This is a genomic window from Agathobacter rectalis ATCC 33656 (genome assembly GCF_000020605.1).
Lineage (GTDB): Bacteria > Bacillota > Clostridia > Lachnospirales > Lachnospiraceae > Roseburia > Roseburia rectalis.
In genome coordinates this window covers 1,006,969-1,021,618 of record NC_012781.1, presented here as the reverse complement: position 1 = coordinate 1,021,618, position 14,650 = coordinate 1,006,969, and the positions used below count along the sequence as shown (strand labels likewise).

At 37.1% G+C, this 14,650-nt stretch carries 13 protein-coding genes; all 13 read right to left on the bottom strand.

All coding sequences use genetic code 11. The annotated features are described in order from the left end of the window. Positions 1-8: 8 nt before the first annotated feature. Positions 9-785, bottom strand: coding sequence for a PP2C family protein-serine/threonine phosphatase (locus EUBREC_RS04985; RefSeq protein ID WP_012741976.1), 777 nt, complete (start codon positions 783-785; stop codon positions 9-11). A gap of 45 nt (positions 786-830) precedes the next feature. Continuing rightward, positions 831-2,519: a DUF6382 domain-containing protein gene (locus tag EUBREC_RS16575; RefSeq protein WP_012741975.1), complete on the bottom strand. Its 1,689-nt coding sequence runs from the start codon at positions 2,517-2,519 to the stop codon at positions 831-833. 18 nt (positions 2,520-2,537) lie between these two features. Beyond that, on the bottom strand, positions 2,538-3,851 hold the full coding sequence (locus EUBREC_RS04975) for a WG repeat-containing protein (protein WP_012741974.1): 1,314 nt from the start codon (positions 3,849-3,851) through the stop codon (positions 2,538-2,540). Positions 3,852-3,861: 10 nt separating this feature from the next. Continuing rightward, entirely contained in the window at positions 3,862-4,500 is a 639-nt protein-coding gene (locus EUBREC_RS16570; protein ID WP_012741973.1) for a prepilin peptidase, read from the bottom strand. 14 nt (positions 4,501-4,514) lie between these two features. Continuing rightward, positions 4,515-5,312 (bottom strand): TadE/TadG family type IV pilus assembly protein, encoded by a 798-nt coding sequence (locus EUBREC_RS04965; protein WP_012741972.1) that lies wholly within the window; start codon positions 5,310-5,312, stop codon positions 4,515-4,517. Positions 5,313-5,535: 223 nt separating this feature from the next. Then, positions 5,536-6,285 carry a leucine-rich repeat domain-containing protein gene (locus tag EUBREC_RS04960; protein WP_012741971.1) on the bottom strand — a complete coding sequence of 250 codons (750 nt, stop codon included), beginning with the start codon at positions 6,283-6,285 and terminating at the stop codon, positions 5,536-5,538. An 11-nt stretch (positions 6,286-6,296) separates the two neighbouring features. Beyond that, on the bottom strand, positions 6,297-9,539 hold the full coding sequence (locus tag EUBREC_RS04955; RefSeq protein ID WP_041253942.1) for a DUF5702 domain-containing protein: 3,243 nt from the start codon (positions 9,537-9,539) through the stop codon (positions 6,297-6,299). Between the two features lie 11 nt (positions 9,540-9,550). After that, positions 9,551-10,180 carry a TadE/TadG family type IV pilus assembly protein gene (locus EUBREC_RS04950; protein ID WP_012741969.1) on the bottom strand — a complete coding sequence of 210 codons (630 nt, stop codon included), beginning with the start codon at positions 10,178-10,180 and terminating at the stop codon, positions 9,551-9,553. A gap of 74 nt (positions 10,181-10,254) precedes the next feature. Then, positions 10,255-10,476 carry a Flp1 family type IVb pilin gene (locus tag EUBREC_RS04945; RefSeq protein WP_012741968.1) on the bottom strand — a complete coding sequence of 74 codons (222 nt, stop codon included), beginning with the start codon at positions 10,474-10,476 and terminating at the stop codon, positions 10,255-10,257. A 56-nt stretch (positions 10,477-10,532) separates the two neighbouring features. Beyond that, the gene (locus EUBREC_RS04940) at positions 10,533-11,402 is read right to left on the bottom strand and encodes a type II secretion system F family protein (RefSeq protein WP_012741967.1); all 870 of its coding nucleotides are present in this window, start codon (positions 11,400-11,402) and stop codon (positions 10,533-10,535) included. A 2-nt stretch (positions 11,403-11,404) separates the two neighbouring features. Beyond that, positions 11,405-12,265 carry a type II secretion system F family protein gene (locus EUBREC_RS04935; RefSeq protein WP_012741966.1) on the bottom strand — a complete coding sequence of 287 codons (861 nt, stop codon included), beginning with the start codon at positions 12,263-12,265 and terminating at the stop codon, positions 11,405-11,407. An 8-nt stretch (positions 12,266-12,273) separates the two neighbouring features. Beyond that, positions 12,274-13,515, bottom strand: a complete 1,242-nt coding sequence (locus EUBREC_RS04930; protein ID WP_012741965.1) for a CpaF family protein — start codon at positions 13,513-13,515, stop codon at positions 12,274-12,276. A gap of 5 nt (positions 13,516-13,520) precedes the next feature. After that, positions 13,521-14,585 (bottom strand): P-loop NTPase family protein, encoded by a 1,065-nt coding sequence (locus EUBREC_RS04925; RefSeq protein ID WP_012741964.1) that lies wholly within the window; start codon positions 14,583-14,585, stop codon positions 13,521-13,523. Between the last annotated feature and the right edge of the window lie 65 nt (positions 14,586-14,650).

The following is a 14,650-nucleotide window of genomic DNA, read 5'->3' as shown; positions in this document are numbered from 1 at the left end:
CTTTCCTCCTACTGTACCTTAATCAGCGCTGCTGTGATATTGTCTCTCTCCCTACGCTGCATGTTGAGTTCTATCAAAGAACGAAGCTGCCTATTCATCACATCCCTGTTTGTCATAAATGATGGTCTGATTGCCTGATAAATCTCATCAGATGTAATCTCATGTCTGAAACCATCCGAACAAAGCAGAAACTCCGTACCACTTTGCACATCTCCAAAAAACATGTCAGGATTAACAATCTCAGAAGCACCCACACACTGTAAAAGCACATTTCTGCGCGGGTCTGTTTTAGCCTGCTCTATTGTCATATGACCCAGCTCTATCTCTCTACCTACAAATGTCTGATCCTTAGTAAGCTGTATGAGCTTATCATTTACAAGATATGCTCTTGAATCACCGACATTCATCAGATAGTATCTCCTGTCAGTAACAAGAAGCGCTACTACAGTGGTTCCAAGATTAACGCCCTGACCTGCTCCATACTGTTTGATTTTTTGATTCTGATTTGCTACTATACTCTCCCACTGTGCCCTGATTACAGAATCCTCAATATATCCGGGTCCATTCTGACAAATCATCTGCAGATCATCGTTGACCCACTTATCAAATGCTCTTATGACCGTAGCACTGGCAAGCTCACCCTTCGCAAGACCTCCCATACCATCACACAATACTGCAAAAACCATATTCCCAAGATTGGTAAAAATACGTTTCATCATTATGCTGTCCTGATTTGTTTTCTTGACTGTTCCCACATCTGTCTGGGCTGCAATTTCGTAATCCATGCCATTTCCTCAATATATGTAATATTTATCCTGTGATTTTTTTTATTAGTACATGAAAAATTCAAAATCCTCATTCGCCAGTCTGATTTTCGTTCCATGCTCGATTTTAGTCTCCACATTGCTCTGAATCATTGAACCATTCACATATGTATGGTTTGTTGAATTGGTATCAACAATATAAAACTCATTGTCCTTGTTAATGATATTTGCGTGGCTTCTGCTGACCGCTGTATTGTCACTCACAAAATAATCCACATAGCTTCTTTCTTTTCCTATTCTAAATACCGGCTTGTTGAGTTCTATTCTCTCATTATTCTTTATTCGAAGCAGATAAGGCTTAATAATCTGAGCCTGTGATGTTCCCAAAACAGTGGTCTCTCCAGCCTCTGAACCGACTCCAAGCACTGTAGTCTCTCCAAAATTACCGGCCTTTGTCATGTTCTCCAAAATCTGTGGTGGAACTGATGGATTTCCGGTCATGCCTGTATTTGCATTTTGATTCTGCACCGGCTGTGGCTGAACCTGTTGCGCCGGCTTTTGCTGTGCCTGTGGCATCGGTTGCGGCTGTGCAAACTGATGCTGTGGCTGATTTGACTGTGTGAACTGTCGCTGTGGCTGTACAAATTGTTGTTGAGGCTGCTGTGGCATTACATTTTGTGGCTGTGCCTGTGCAGGCTGTGGACGCTGCTGTGGTGGCTGGCCTGGGATGGCGAATGAAGTATTTGATGCCTTCACATTTTGACCAGGCATTGCTGCTCCGTTTTTTTCTGCTTCCTTTTGAGCCTTTCTTTGGGCTTTTTGTCTTTCGTAAATCTGCTTATTTTCTTTACTGTAATGTGTCAAAAGTCCAAACATGGACATCTGCTTCTCACTGGTTGTTTCCACATATGTACCTGAAATATTCGTCCCCATCTGCACATTATTATTAATTCTATTCTGGTTTTGTGGATTCATATTAGGTACTGCAAAATTCACCTGATTAGGCTGTACCACATTATTTGCAGATTGTGTTTCACGCTGTGATTGCATTTTCCCCTGAGATGGCATATTTGTCTGTACCTGTGTATTCTTTAGCTGATTCATAGCAGGCTGCATAGGTTTAGGCTGCTGACTCTGTGACTGGCTCTGTGGTTGAACCGGTTTTTGCTGACCAGCAACAGCCTTTGAAGCTGCAATATTTAAATTATCAGCATCTATGTCCATCAGGAGCTTTTCAAAAGCATCCACAGAAAATACAGGTGTACTATTCAGATAATTAATAATCTGTGCAACATAATCGCAATTCTCATTTTGGTCAAACTGTGTACTAAACATTATCTGCTTAAAAAACATAGGAATATTAACAGACTCATTCTGTCTGACCAAAGGAAGACATACCAGCATTGCATCACACTTTGACACATCAACATAGATATGTTCCAAATCAATCAACAGGCTTCTCGCATCAATCATATATTCCTCTGTTGATTTAATTGCCTTTAATACGCTGATAAACACACCTAGTAATCTCTTCTTATTTACAACTCCTGATAAAAACTCTTTTGCTGACACTTTTGCAGAAATATTATATTTAATAAATCTATCAGTATCTGACTGGGTGAACAGAGTCGGAACAATTCCATCTATCTTATTATTAGTAATCATTCCAAGGCTCATTGTATCCACATTATCCGAAGCTCCTATTTTATATACCAGATAAGTATTGTTTCCTTGATTTTCATATGTAAAACTCATGCCTTTGTCTCCTTTGTTCTATGATTCATGATTGTATAAATATAGTGTCAAAACCTGCCATTTATCATCCGTCTTAACAAATGTCTTGCCCTGTTCATTGAAATCGCACGCATCATCAAATCCTGTCTCAATGACCTTATTCCCCTTTTCATCCACATAGCCCCAGCCATTTGAAAATCTGACGGCCGCCAATCCGTTTGAAAAGCTATGAGCCTCATTAAATTGAGGCTTAATCACCTGTTTACCATCCTTATCAACAAATCCCCATTTGCCGTCCACACATACTGCGGCATATCCATCATCTGCAAATAGCCGTGCATCATCAAATTTAGTTTTTACAACCTTATTGCCTTTAGAATCAAATAAATAATAATATCCATTCTGCTTTGCAAATACCCTATCGTTTCTACATACTATTCCTTTACTGTCCATAACAACCGAATCATATTTATCTTTTGTCACTTTCTTTCCTTTGGTATCAATAAGGCTCCATTTATCATCAGACTTGACAGCTGCTACTCCATTTCCCATGGCTGAAACCTCATCATAGTCACCAGCTATCTTTTTCTTGCTGTCCAGACTGTACAGGCTCCATTTTTTGCCATCATTTACAGGAAAAATATTATCCATTGACATATATCCCAGCTTCTCAATATTGTCGACAAAATCAATGACTATCTTTCTGTTGCCCTCGTTGTCTATATAAAATGCCCTGCCTTTGTCATCTATAACAGGTGCAACCTCTTTAGCAAACGCTCCCGCCTCTTCAAATTCGGATTCTATTACACGATGCCCTTTGCTGTTCAGATAGCCCCACTTTTTTTCTTTCTTTACTGCTGCATAGCCATTACTGAACTCCTCTACCTGTGCATATTCACCTTCGAGATAATACTCATATTTGATATCTGAAATAATCTCTTCAATCTTCTTTGATGAAATTTTCAGTCCATCCGCTTCATCCTTTATCCTGAAACAAGAGGCATAGTCTTTCTGCTCCAAATACACCTGAATCAAAAACTCATATCCCACCTGTTCCTTGGGATATTCACTTATGAGAGACTCTCCCCATTTGGCAGCTGTTCTTAAATCCTCCGCTTCTATATACATCTCTCCCAGCTCTGCCCGAAGCTTCGCTGAATCTTTAAGCTTTAAGGCATCAAGATAGTCCTCCTCTGCATTCACATAAACCTCAAGCTTCCTATTCTGTCTGGCCTGAGTTATATCATTATCATATTGTTTATTAATTTTTTCTCTGTCACTGTATGTTTTATATACAGAGCCTCCTAACAATGCTACAAGCAATATAGGTACTAAAAATTTATAATTCTTCATTGTATATCCTCTACATTCCAGTCAAAAATATTGATAACCACGTTCCTATAGCAAGAGCCGGACCAAATGCCATTGCATCCTTTTTGCCTTTTCTTTTTGTAATAAGAAAATAAATTGCTGTGATAAATGATAAAACAAGAGAAAGAAATATAGCGCTCCATATTCCATCAAGCCCAAGCAATAGCCCCATAACCACAAACAGCTTTATATCCCCGGCACCAATCGACCCCCTGATACATATCTTGCAAAGCAAAGAAGCTATAAACAGGGCTGCCGCTGCAATAAGCGAAGAAATGATATTGGCAACAATAAACTGACTGCTACATATCAGCTCAACAAATATACTTAACACCCAGTATACAAGTCCTGTAATAATATATTCATTTGGAATCCTTAGCTCCGTGAAATCAACATATGCAACAGATGCCATAATTGAAAGAAGTGCTATCATCCTAAAATTCTTATAAATTGCATTATCGTGATAAAAGAACTGAAGCATACATGCATCTATCATGACAAGAAACATACCTATAATACAATAGACAATAAGCTTTTTACTCTTTTTTTCTTTATTTCTGATCAGTATATAGATACTCACTCCACATAGAATAATTGAAATGAGTATCATTAAAATATCATTTGTTTTCATAATTCCTAATCCACCTATTTTTTCGCACTAACTCCCTTGCCCCACACATCGGTTGATGCACTCTGACAAAATCTGATGGTGATATCTGTATTAAGCAGATTGACAACCTTCACATCATATGAGCAAGTCAACCTTAGGGCATTACTTGATTTGCCATCCGTTGATACCAAGAACTCCGTGCCAGCAAACGAAAGCCCATCCAGACCATCCTTTACATGATACTGTTTCAAAAAAGCGTTGACATCCCCACCATTTGAATCCTTAAGATTCTTCTTCATAAAAGCTCTTCCCATAGACTGTGCCAGATATGACTTGCCTGCAGACGAACCCTCATTCAATGCAAGCATACCCATACCCTTTACAAAACCCATAGGATCTTCTGCCAAAGCATCTCCATAGTCATTAATATTGGCAGCCAAATCTGATGCTCCACCCTTTGTCTCATCATAAGCGGTCATTAGACTTTCAAAATCAGAAGAGCCATTCTCTATATCCGACAAGCTGCTATCTATATCCGATATTCCTGTCATAATCTTATCCATACCATTTAATGTATGCTTTGCCAATGCCCTACTGCTTGAAGCCGCATTGCTTGCCGCATTGTCCACCGAATCAATACCAAACTTATAATACAGATAGGAGTACTGCGAGATATCTGTCGCCGCACTGTTTAACGCTATGCTCATCTTTGCCTGTATGTAGCATATATCAACTATCGAATAGATGATGTACAACAGGAAAATAAAGGCAGTAAACGAAATCGTTGCCTCAACAACAATAGCTCCTCTTTCATCCTTTATACGTTTTCTCATGATATTCTCCCTTTAAATATAGATTTTCATATATACTATTTTCCTACTTCAATTACTGTTTGTCAATAATTACTTTACTATTTGTTAATGTAATAATAATATTTACTAATTACAATTTAATAATTTTCAATTTTAACAAAAAAAAGCCACCACACTACTAATATAGCATGGCGACTTCCTATGATTCATAGTATTAATATTTAATTAATTAACATATTGTAAATTATTCTACTGTATATGTAAGATTATTACTTTCCGCATATTCTTTTGCATACTGTTCAGCATATGAACCTGCTTTTACAATAAGGTGAAAATCTCTTAAATGCATTTCAGTAACACTTTCTGGTATTTTTAAATCCATACCAATATTTTTAGATGGTGCATCAACCGTATTATTTATGTCATCTTCGCCAATCTTTTGAAGTCCATCATTAAGAGTAACTTCCTGTATATTCGTATTAAGAAACGGATTACATCCAATCGTTTTAACAGAATCACCTAAAACAACATATCTTAAATTTTCACAATTTCCAAATACTCCCTCACCTAAATCCTTTATATTATTTCCAATTTTGATAGCAACTATATTCTTATCGTTAGCCAAAGCATACGTTCCTAAACTAACAACTTTTTTTCCATTTATTTCATCTGGAATAACCATTATCGGATCTTTTCCAATATACTTCTGTATTACTATTTCATCTGAGTTGTCAATTAACTCAAAATCCTCTGCCGGAGTCTCATCATGGCTCATCAAATCGTCCATTGTGATTTCATCTGCTGATTTATACTTCGTATCTTTCTTATCATTATCGGACTTACTGTCACTTGATGTATCCTTCTGACTGTCATGAACTGTTGCTGTTTGTTTGTCTGTCCTACCTGCATTGTCTGATGACGACGAACTGCCACAACCTGCTGATGACACAGCCATTGTAAAAATCATTCCTAAAATCAATAGTCTCTTTTTCATTTCTTTCTCCTTTAATAACCTCTGATTGTTTTTATATTATATGTGCACCAGTCAGTACTGCTGCTATCATACAAATCTGTATAATCACTATATAGTGGCAGTGTAATTAGTAACGGATCTACTTTCAGTTTTGAATCAAGTTCAAAATAAGTTTTTGAGTTTTCCAGTTTGTAGCCACTATCCTTCGTTATTTTTCTCATGTTTGCTTGAATTACATCTGCACATCTAAGTGTCATTGATTCCCCAATGTCGGATTGCATACCACACACTATAAAAATACACAAATAATCGCTGTAACGCAATCCGTTATCACATGAATTAGCAAAATTACCAAATTTAGTTTCTACAATACTCAATATATCTGATATGCTTGTATTTCCAGATTGTGCATTTGTTCCATAATCTAAAGATATCTGCCACATTTCTGCTTTTGTTTTATAAAGTTCAACCGAAAAACCTGCTTCAAGTCTATTTAAATCATTTGAAGTCTCAAAAACCGTTAACAAAGCTATAAGAACAGCCTTAACTGCCATCTTGGGTATAACTCCCTGTGTAGCATACATTATAGCCTCGCCAACAGCATTAATTGCTTTTCCTGTTTCACTTCCTTTATTCCAGAAATGTTCAAAGGCTGATATAAGATTCAACACATATCTAATCTCATATATCTGTCCATATGCAGCATTTATATTCTCATTATTATTTTCGTGACCATACAAAATGTACTCTAATTCACAACCATATGCAGCATTATTTTCCTTACAAAGCCTCTTATTGGTAAGTGATTTATTAAAGTAATCCTTATATTCATCACTATTCCACTTATCATTTACAGAATTATATTTATCATCCATATTTTCTTTTGTCAATGTGGACACATCAAAACCCTGGTCTTTTAAAATGTCATACCTTCCCTCATTATCTATAGTAGAGTAAGACAACATTTCCATTATATAAGTAGACAAATATAAGTTATCTCGAATATTTTCAAAATTTCCACCTGTCAGATTTTTTAATAGACTCACAAAGCTATTGAAAAATGTTGTATTTCCAAATGTTTTATTTATTGTGTCAATCTCTCGCGCTATATTCTCTGCATCTTCATGTGGATTTTTTCTATTCTTAGCATTTTCTTTTGTTTTTTCCTGACTGCCTGTCGCTTTTCCTTTTTCATCATCATATTTCTTTATTTCATCTTCACTAGCTGAACCGAACTGTTCTTGCCAAAACTGATACACACCAGGTATTGCAACTGTCTTTGAGTTAGCGACATCAAGCAGTAAATTATGGTCATCATTGCTATTTATGCTCGCAAGACCCTCGGTTCCTGTTCCCTGTGGCGAGAACAATGATGAAAATGTAGAATCCGCATAGCTTGAAAGCTCTGAATTCGTAGTCCTTTTATTTATCTCGCTTTCAGTAATAACCATAGAGCCTGCATTTTTGAACTGATCATATGTAGATATATCCTTGACCTTCTGATTACCATATTTGAAGCTATCTATGGCTGCTATCATCGAATCAATCTGTGACTTTATATTCTTAAGTCTGTTTTCTAAATCTATAATTGACTGTTCAGTTATATTTCCGGCTGCTTCGCTAGCCTTAATACCTGCGATTTCATCTCTGTCACCTTCTGCAAGGTCTGAATCAGTGCCATCTGCCTGATTACTCCAATCATTGAGTTTTTGGGCATAATCAGCTGCATCATGCTTCAGTGTCTCAAGTGACTCTATATCCTTACTCGAATCTCCGTTTATCGCTATGTTTAATACATCTGAATAGTGCTGCAGAGTGTTTCTCTTTTCAATTAGATTCGTTGATATATCAGCAATTCTATTTACAATTATAGTACTTCTATCGCTTAATGTCAATGACGTTGCTTCTATATTATATATATTATTGCTTGATATACTCTCAAGCCTGTTTACTAATACGAGATAGCTGTCACTGCCATTTGTCCCCCCTGCTGTCAGATATTTTGTCTGTCTGTTCTCCACCTGTTTCTTATATGATTTGTATGTAGTATCATAGTCATCTGGTAAGTCATTTCCCGGAGTACACTGCATCATGGCATTGAGTGCACAGTAGCTCTTTATCATTTCATCTGCTTTCTTATTCAGATTAGTTCGATAATCATCACTGCCACTTACCGTGACACTGTAGGCATCTGCAGCATGCTTCCAATACTGTATGTCATTTGTAACACCGGATGAATACGATATGCTATTGTTCACAGCATTGGTGAAATCATTCTTTGCTTTGTCAAATGCCTTTATTTTCTTAGAGATATCGTCAAACTGTTTTGTCAGTTCGGTGCCATCTATGTAATATGTATCATCGTCTTTTCTTGAATGGCAGTTTACATAATATGTCTTGCCATCATACTTAGCTTTATAGCATTTTGTAGAGCTTTTTGTGTAATTATACTGATTCAGTGGCACCTGTGCCCTGTTAAAAACCACAAGACCCGATGTGTTATACAGATTGGTAATCATCAGCTTATTCAGCTCACGATACTGTTCTCTGGCTGTCTGCATGGCATCACGTGTACCTGTGAGCAATGAATTGCTTGGCTGTGGATTTCCATAAGAATAATTGTCAAACAGATACTTATATGTATTGTAGCTGTCACGCATCAGCTTCTCGTCAGCTTTACAATAATCCTGTTTTTTCTCCACCAGCGGTTTATTCTCATCACTTTTTAAGACATCATCTATACCGGGAATACTCTTATTCTTTATTTTATCGATGGCAGTCTGTGTGATAGCTATAGGTGCTCTGTATTTCATGAAGTCCACTATCTGCGATTTAAGCATAGTGGCATTAGCCAGATTGGCTCCATCTACGGCTTTTATAGTAGTTGAGTCATCGCCGTCATCCGTTACCCTGAGATAGTCACTGGCTTTTGAATCAGCACCTATCATAGCGCTGAACTCTCCTACCAATGTGTTCATCTCATCCTTAGACAAATTCTGTGATTTGAGTGCATTCTTGTAGCACTTTATTGAAGCATCATAGAATTCATCTATATTCTGGCAGGATGCTACCATACCATACCAGTCATTCAAATCAGCGTCATAATGTGTCATAAGTGAATTAAGTGCCATATCAGCTGCCGATTCAGCCATAGACTTGGACAGGTACACTCTGCCCACATCCACAAATATACTGGCCACCAGCATACACGGCACCAGAATGATTACGAGAAATACTGACACAGCACCTCGCTCTCTTTTACTAAATCCATACATATTCATAACTCCTATTTACTCGTCCACTCAGTTATCTTCTCTGCCAGTTTGCCTGCCGGCTCAGAGATATCATGATTTTTATATCTCTGCACAAGATCCTCTGCAAAATCTACAGTCCGGATAAACTCCGGCACATCAGATACCGGCACATCAGTATGTGTGGCATACGATATATTGGTAAACTCATCCTGTCCCAATAACCTGATTGGCATTTTTATCTTATAGGATACATCCACATTTACCTTTGAATATATCACTTTACTTTCAAATTTAAGTCTGTCAATGGAAATACTCGGCTTCATCCCTGTAAAGAATCCGGTGCCTATCTTTCCCACATTTTTATTTATTTCACTCTCTATGTCACCCTCAGTATCTCTGAGACTGCCTGTAAGGTATCTATATGGCTTCAGACTAACTGAATTAAAATCCGGTATGCTGCCAGACTCAATATCATCAAGCATAGGATCGGCACACTTTGCAGCACCTTCAAGCACTGCTGATACCACTATATCCTCCACCTTACATTTCTGCGTATATGCATTTCCTACAAACAGCATAAAAAATATAGCCAGAAACATTGTTGGAAACACAATAGAAGCCTCCACTATCAATGCTCCGCTTTCATCTAAAAGTCTTTTCATAATTTTCACTCACATTCGAATTATTTTGGGTATATATCAAAAGATATATACCCAAAAAGCTTTCTAATTGTCTGTTATTCTCCCTTTTCAACTGCTTTAGTAGCATTACCGCTTATTGTTTTGAACAACGAATCTAAAAGATCATGGATCTGATCCTTAAAGAATAGGGCAAGTAATACAGCTATTCCGATAAGGACAACTATAGAGACGATATTTACATCTCCCTCTTCATCGCACATGAACTTACTAAATGCAAGCCTTGCCTTAAGTCCTAAATCATTCATTAATAACCACATAAACGTTTCCTCCTTTCGTGAAATCTATAAACAATCAGATTACTCTGATTCTCTACCTAAGCTCCAATGTTTGTAAATATCGGGACAATAACCATAATCAGGATTCCCATAAACATAAGAAACATTGGGATGAGAAGCTTGCTTGATGCTTTCTCTCCCTCTCTTTTTACCAACTGTCTTTTTAGGTTCCAGGTCTCTGCACTCTGCTCCTGTAAAAGGGCCGTCAGCTCACTGTTTCCCTTTTCGATGCCCTGTATGATAGTAGATGCGAATTTTTTTATCTCAGGTATGATACATCTGTTTCCAAAATGATATATAGCTTCAGTCTCAGAGACTCCATTTTTCATCTCGTCAACTGATATCTGCATTTCTTTATATAATGTAGTATTGCCATTATAAGCTACATCTGCCCATGCATCCCTCATGATAAGACCTGCATTAGTCAGAAGGGCAAGCTTTGACACAACATTTGAGAAGTCGGACAGCAGTTCCTCTGAACGTTTCTTAATCTTGTCACTGGCTGATGTTCCATAATAGTAAAATGCCACAAAGGCGAACATTATAAATATCGCAACAGCTGCCATACTTCCTGCCAGCCCATACATGGCAAATGACATGGTAAATAATGTATACCCTAAAGTAACCTGCTGTGCTCTGGTGACTCTGATATAGTAATCAGCATACTTGTCATCCTTGAGCACCGATATCTCTTTCCTTAGCCTTCTGTCGTATTTGGTTCGATAATTGTACTTAATGAGTTCAAGCAGTTCATATCCCACAAAATAAATATCCTTTAAAGGATATTCTTTCTCATCCAACCCTTGAAAAAGTGTGGCATTTTTCTTTCCTTTAAAAAACAGGAATATCCAAAAAATTGTAAATATCAAGCCTAATATCCAGCATATATAATCTAATATTCCAAACATAACTAAATCTTTATCTCCAATACTTTTCTTCCTATAAAATATGCTGCCACAAATATGATTACCGCTACTGTTGTCGCCATGATACCTGATGGAGACACAAAATTCTCAGCAAAATCCGGACTCATCAGCTTCATCATTCCAATAAGACCTATCGGCATGATAAGCATCACATTCTGCTCTGTTTTGTTTGCTGTAACAACGGTTTCTATATCCTCTGCTATCTCCATTTTGTCATTCAAAATTTCATATGTAGACCTGACTGTATCCTTGATATTTCCGCCCTTCCTATAACATATCTGAAAAACCTTGGCGAAACTCTCTATATCCTCATTGCCGCTTCTTTCCCCAAAATCAAGAAGTAGGTCTTCAATATCAATATTATTATCCATACCTGACAATAAAAGCTCCAGTTCGCTAATAATATAAGCCCCATCCTCATACTGCATCTTCATATCGTCATACACACTTCTGAATGAATCTATAACATTTTTACCGGCTCCCAGAGATGTACTAAGTGCCTCTAACATATCTCTAAACTGTTTATTAAGCTGATTTTTCTGTTTCTTAATAATAGACTGTATCCTGACCGGAATATACAATTTAACAGCTATAACGCCAACTATTACCGGAATAATTACATTTAAACAATATGTAACTGTAGTTGCCTGCCCATATTCATCTTTTCCTATACCTCCATAGAATAAATATCCGATGCACGCTCCTATCACAAATGCAATAAGTACATTGATAATTTTCTCTGGAACAGACATATAATAGACCTTGTAATTATATGTACTTGTATTTATCCGTGATGTATAGTATTGTGGTTCCAGAACTTTTTTCTCTTTGTTTTTTTTCTTCATAAATTCACCTATATGGCTGTTTTTATACCTGACAGCTTAAGCTTGTAGTCGTTCTTCAATGGATTGCCGGTTCTGACCAGTCTTCCTGATACCTTATCCATTGTGCTGTTTTCATCCTCTTTAAACTCATACAGTGGGTTTAACTCTATCTCTCCATTTTTGATGCCAACTACTTCTGTTATAGCCATGGTCTTTCTGCTTTTATCCCTAAGTCTTGATAAATGAATTATAATATCAACTGCCGATGCAATCTGCTGCTTTATTGCCTCAATTGGAAGCCCGTCAGCCCCCTGCAGCACCATTGTCTCGAGTCGGCTGAGCATATCCTCAGTAGAGTTAGCATGTCCTGTAGACAACGAACCATCATGTCCTGTATTCATAGCCTGAAGCATATCAAGAGCTTCTCCTCCTCGACACTCACCTACTATTATCCTTTCAGGACGCATTCGAAGAGATGATTTAATTAAGTCTCTTATTGTAATCTGCCCGGCACCTGAAGCATTTGCATTTCTAGTCTCCAGACTAACCAGATTATCAATTCCTGCAATCTGAAGCTCTGCTGAATCCTCAATTGTAATAATTCTTTCATCCTTAGGAATAAAATTGGAAAGAGCATTAAGAAATGTTGTTTTTCCGGAGCCTGTACCACCACTAATAAAAATATTGTATTTGGCTTTCACCAAAAGCTCCAGCTTATCTGCTATTTCCTGTGTTATAGAGCCATATTCAATAAGCTTATTTATAGTCATCGGTTCTTTTGAAAACTTACGAATAGTAATCGTTGGACCACATAAAGCAATCGGAGGCAATACCACATTCACACGCGAGCCATCCGGAAGCCTGGTATCACATATGGGATTAGCCTGATTCACTTCTCGTCCTGCCAATCCTACAATTCTTTGTATGACATCCTCCAGCTTTCTCTGACTCTCAAACTTCTTATCAAGGCGTGTAAGTCGTCCTTTTTTCTCAATAAAAATCTTTTCAGGTCCATTAATCATAACCTCTGTAATTGAATCATCACTGATAATCGAATCTAATAAGCCAAATCCTCTTATAGAGCTATATACCTGCTGTGATATTGATACCTTTGTCTCAATAGGACAGTAAATATCCTTAAGCCTGTCTGTAACTATCTGATCTATTCTTTCCGCAAGTTCTTCATCTGATATTTTGCTCAAGGATACATTTTCACTTACAAAACGTTTTATGTCATCAACAAGCTCTTCTTCATTAATCTGCATATACATTCCCTCTATTGCAAGATTTCTTCAAAAAATTCCATCTTGGTCAATGCTTCTATTATCTGTCGGACTGTAGCATGTTCATATCGTGGTGCTCCGCCAATAGTCTTAATAGAAATATTTGATAGCATCTCTGAGTTCTTATTACTAAACTTGTTGTATATCATATTCATGTTTCGGATAATATTTATATCATCATTTTGTTCTAATAAAACAACCGACTCATATGCTCTCATAAATTTATAATTTGACAGCTGACTGCCATCATTTACAACTATAATTCTCCAAGCCTTTGAGAGGAGCTTTAATTTTTCTATTTCCAAAGAAAATGGTAAATCTACAATAATCTCATCATAATTGTCCATTCCCTGTATATTGCCTATCAAAGTATCAATATCTGCATATGAAATTTCCAATATATCGAGTGCAACCTTTGTAGACGAAAAGTACGACACCCCTTCCTGGCTTTGCTTTATACAGCTTTCAAGCTTCAATAACAGATTTGCCTTTCTGCTCTTAAGCGAATATATAACATCACTCATAGTGGCATTTCCTTCTGCCTGAAAGAAAACATCTGTTGTGCCACACTGTTCTATATTTAAATAAAATACCTTTTTCCCCATATTCGCATGTGCTATCGCACATGCTGCTGCAACAGTCGATGTTCCAACCCCACCACATGGTGATGTAAAAATAACCACACTGCTCTTATCATTTTCTCCGCTGATAGTAGCCACATTTGCAGCCATATCAGAATATACCCCAAGTATCTGCTTAAATATAACGTCAACACGCTGATACTTGCATATGGCAATTTCATCCTTTATTAACTCTATACCGGGTGTCCCTGTAAAATAGGCAAGTCCACAATTTCTCTTGAATTCAGATTTATCAATATTAAAATCTTCTTCAGCTATTAATACATCTATTCTGTACTCTTTTACCGATTCTATTGCGTTTTTTTCATCTGTAAATGAATAAACCTCTAATTTATCAGCATACTTTGTATTAAATACTCCTGTAAGCCTATCCAAGTACTCTTTATCTTTATCAAGCAATGCAACCTTAATCTTCATAGCACAACCACCTTCATCTTAAGTCCTCTTTTGCCTATATTTTGCCACTTTCATTACTATGTGTC

Excerpts from the sequence above, each read along its gene's own strand:
- EUBREC_RS04985 (WP_012741976.1), bottom strand. The coding sequence starts at position 785 with ATGGATTACGAAATTGCAGCCCAGACAGATGTGGGAACAGTCAAGAAA.
- EUBREC_RS16575 (WP_012741975.1), bottom strand. The coding sequence starts at position 2,519 with ATGAGTTTTACATATGAAAATCAAGGAAACAATACTTATCTGGTATAT.
- EUBREC_RS04975 (WP_012741974.1), bottom strand. The coding sequence starts at position 3,851 with ATGAAGAATTATAAATTTTTAGTACCTATATTGCTTGTAGCATTGTTA.
- EUBREC_RS16570 (WP_012741973.1), bottom strand. The coding sequence starts at position 4,500 with ATGAAAACAAATGATATTTTAATGATACTCATTTCAATTATTCTATGT.
- EUBREC_RS04965 (WP_012741972.1), bottom strand. The coding sequence starts at position 5,312 with ATGAGAAAACGTATAAAGGATGAAAGAGGAGCTATTGTTGTTGAGGCA.
- EUBREC_RS04960 (WP_012741971.1), bottom strand. The coding sequence starts at position 6,285 with ATGAAAAAGAGACTATTGATTTTAGGAATGATTTTTACAATGGCTGTG.
- EUBREC_RS04955 (WP_041253942.1), bottom strand. The coding sequence starts at position 9,539 with ATGTATGGATTTAGTAAAAGAGAGCGAGGTGCTGTGTCAGTATTTCTC.
- EUBREC_RS04950 (WP_012741969.1), bottom strand. The coding sequence starts at position 10,180 with ATGAAAAGACTTTTAGATGAAAGCGGAGCATTGATAGTGGAGGCTTCT.
- EUBREC_RS04945 (WP_012741968.1), bottom strand. The coding sequence starts at position 10,476 with ATGTGGTTATTAATGAATGATTTAGGACTTAAGGCAAGGCTTGCATTT.
- EUBREC_RS04940 (WP_012741967.1), bottom strand. The coding sequence starts at position 11,402 with ATGTTTGGAATATTAGATTATATATGCTGGATATTAGGCTTGATATTT.
- EUBREC_RS04935 (WP_012741966.1), bottom strand. The coding sequence starts at position 12,265 with ATGAAGAAAAAAAACAAAGAGAAAAAAGTTCTGGAACCACAATACTAT.
- EUBREC_RS04930 (WP_012741965.1), bottom strand. The coding sequence starts at position 13,515 with ATGTATATGCAGATTAATGAAGAAGAGCTTGTTGATGACATAAAACGT.
- EUBREC_RS04925 (WP_012741964.1), bottom strand. The coding sequence starts at position 14,585 with ATGAAGATTAAGGTTGCATTGCTTGATAAAGATAAAGAGTACTTGGAT.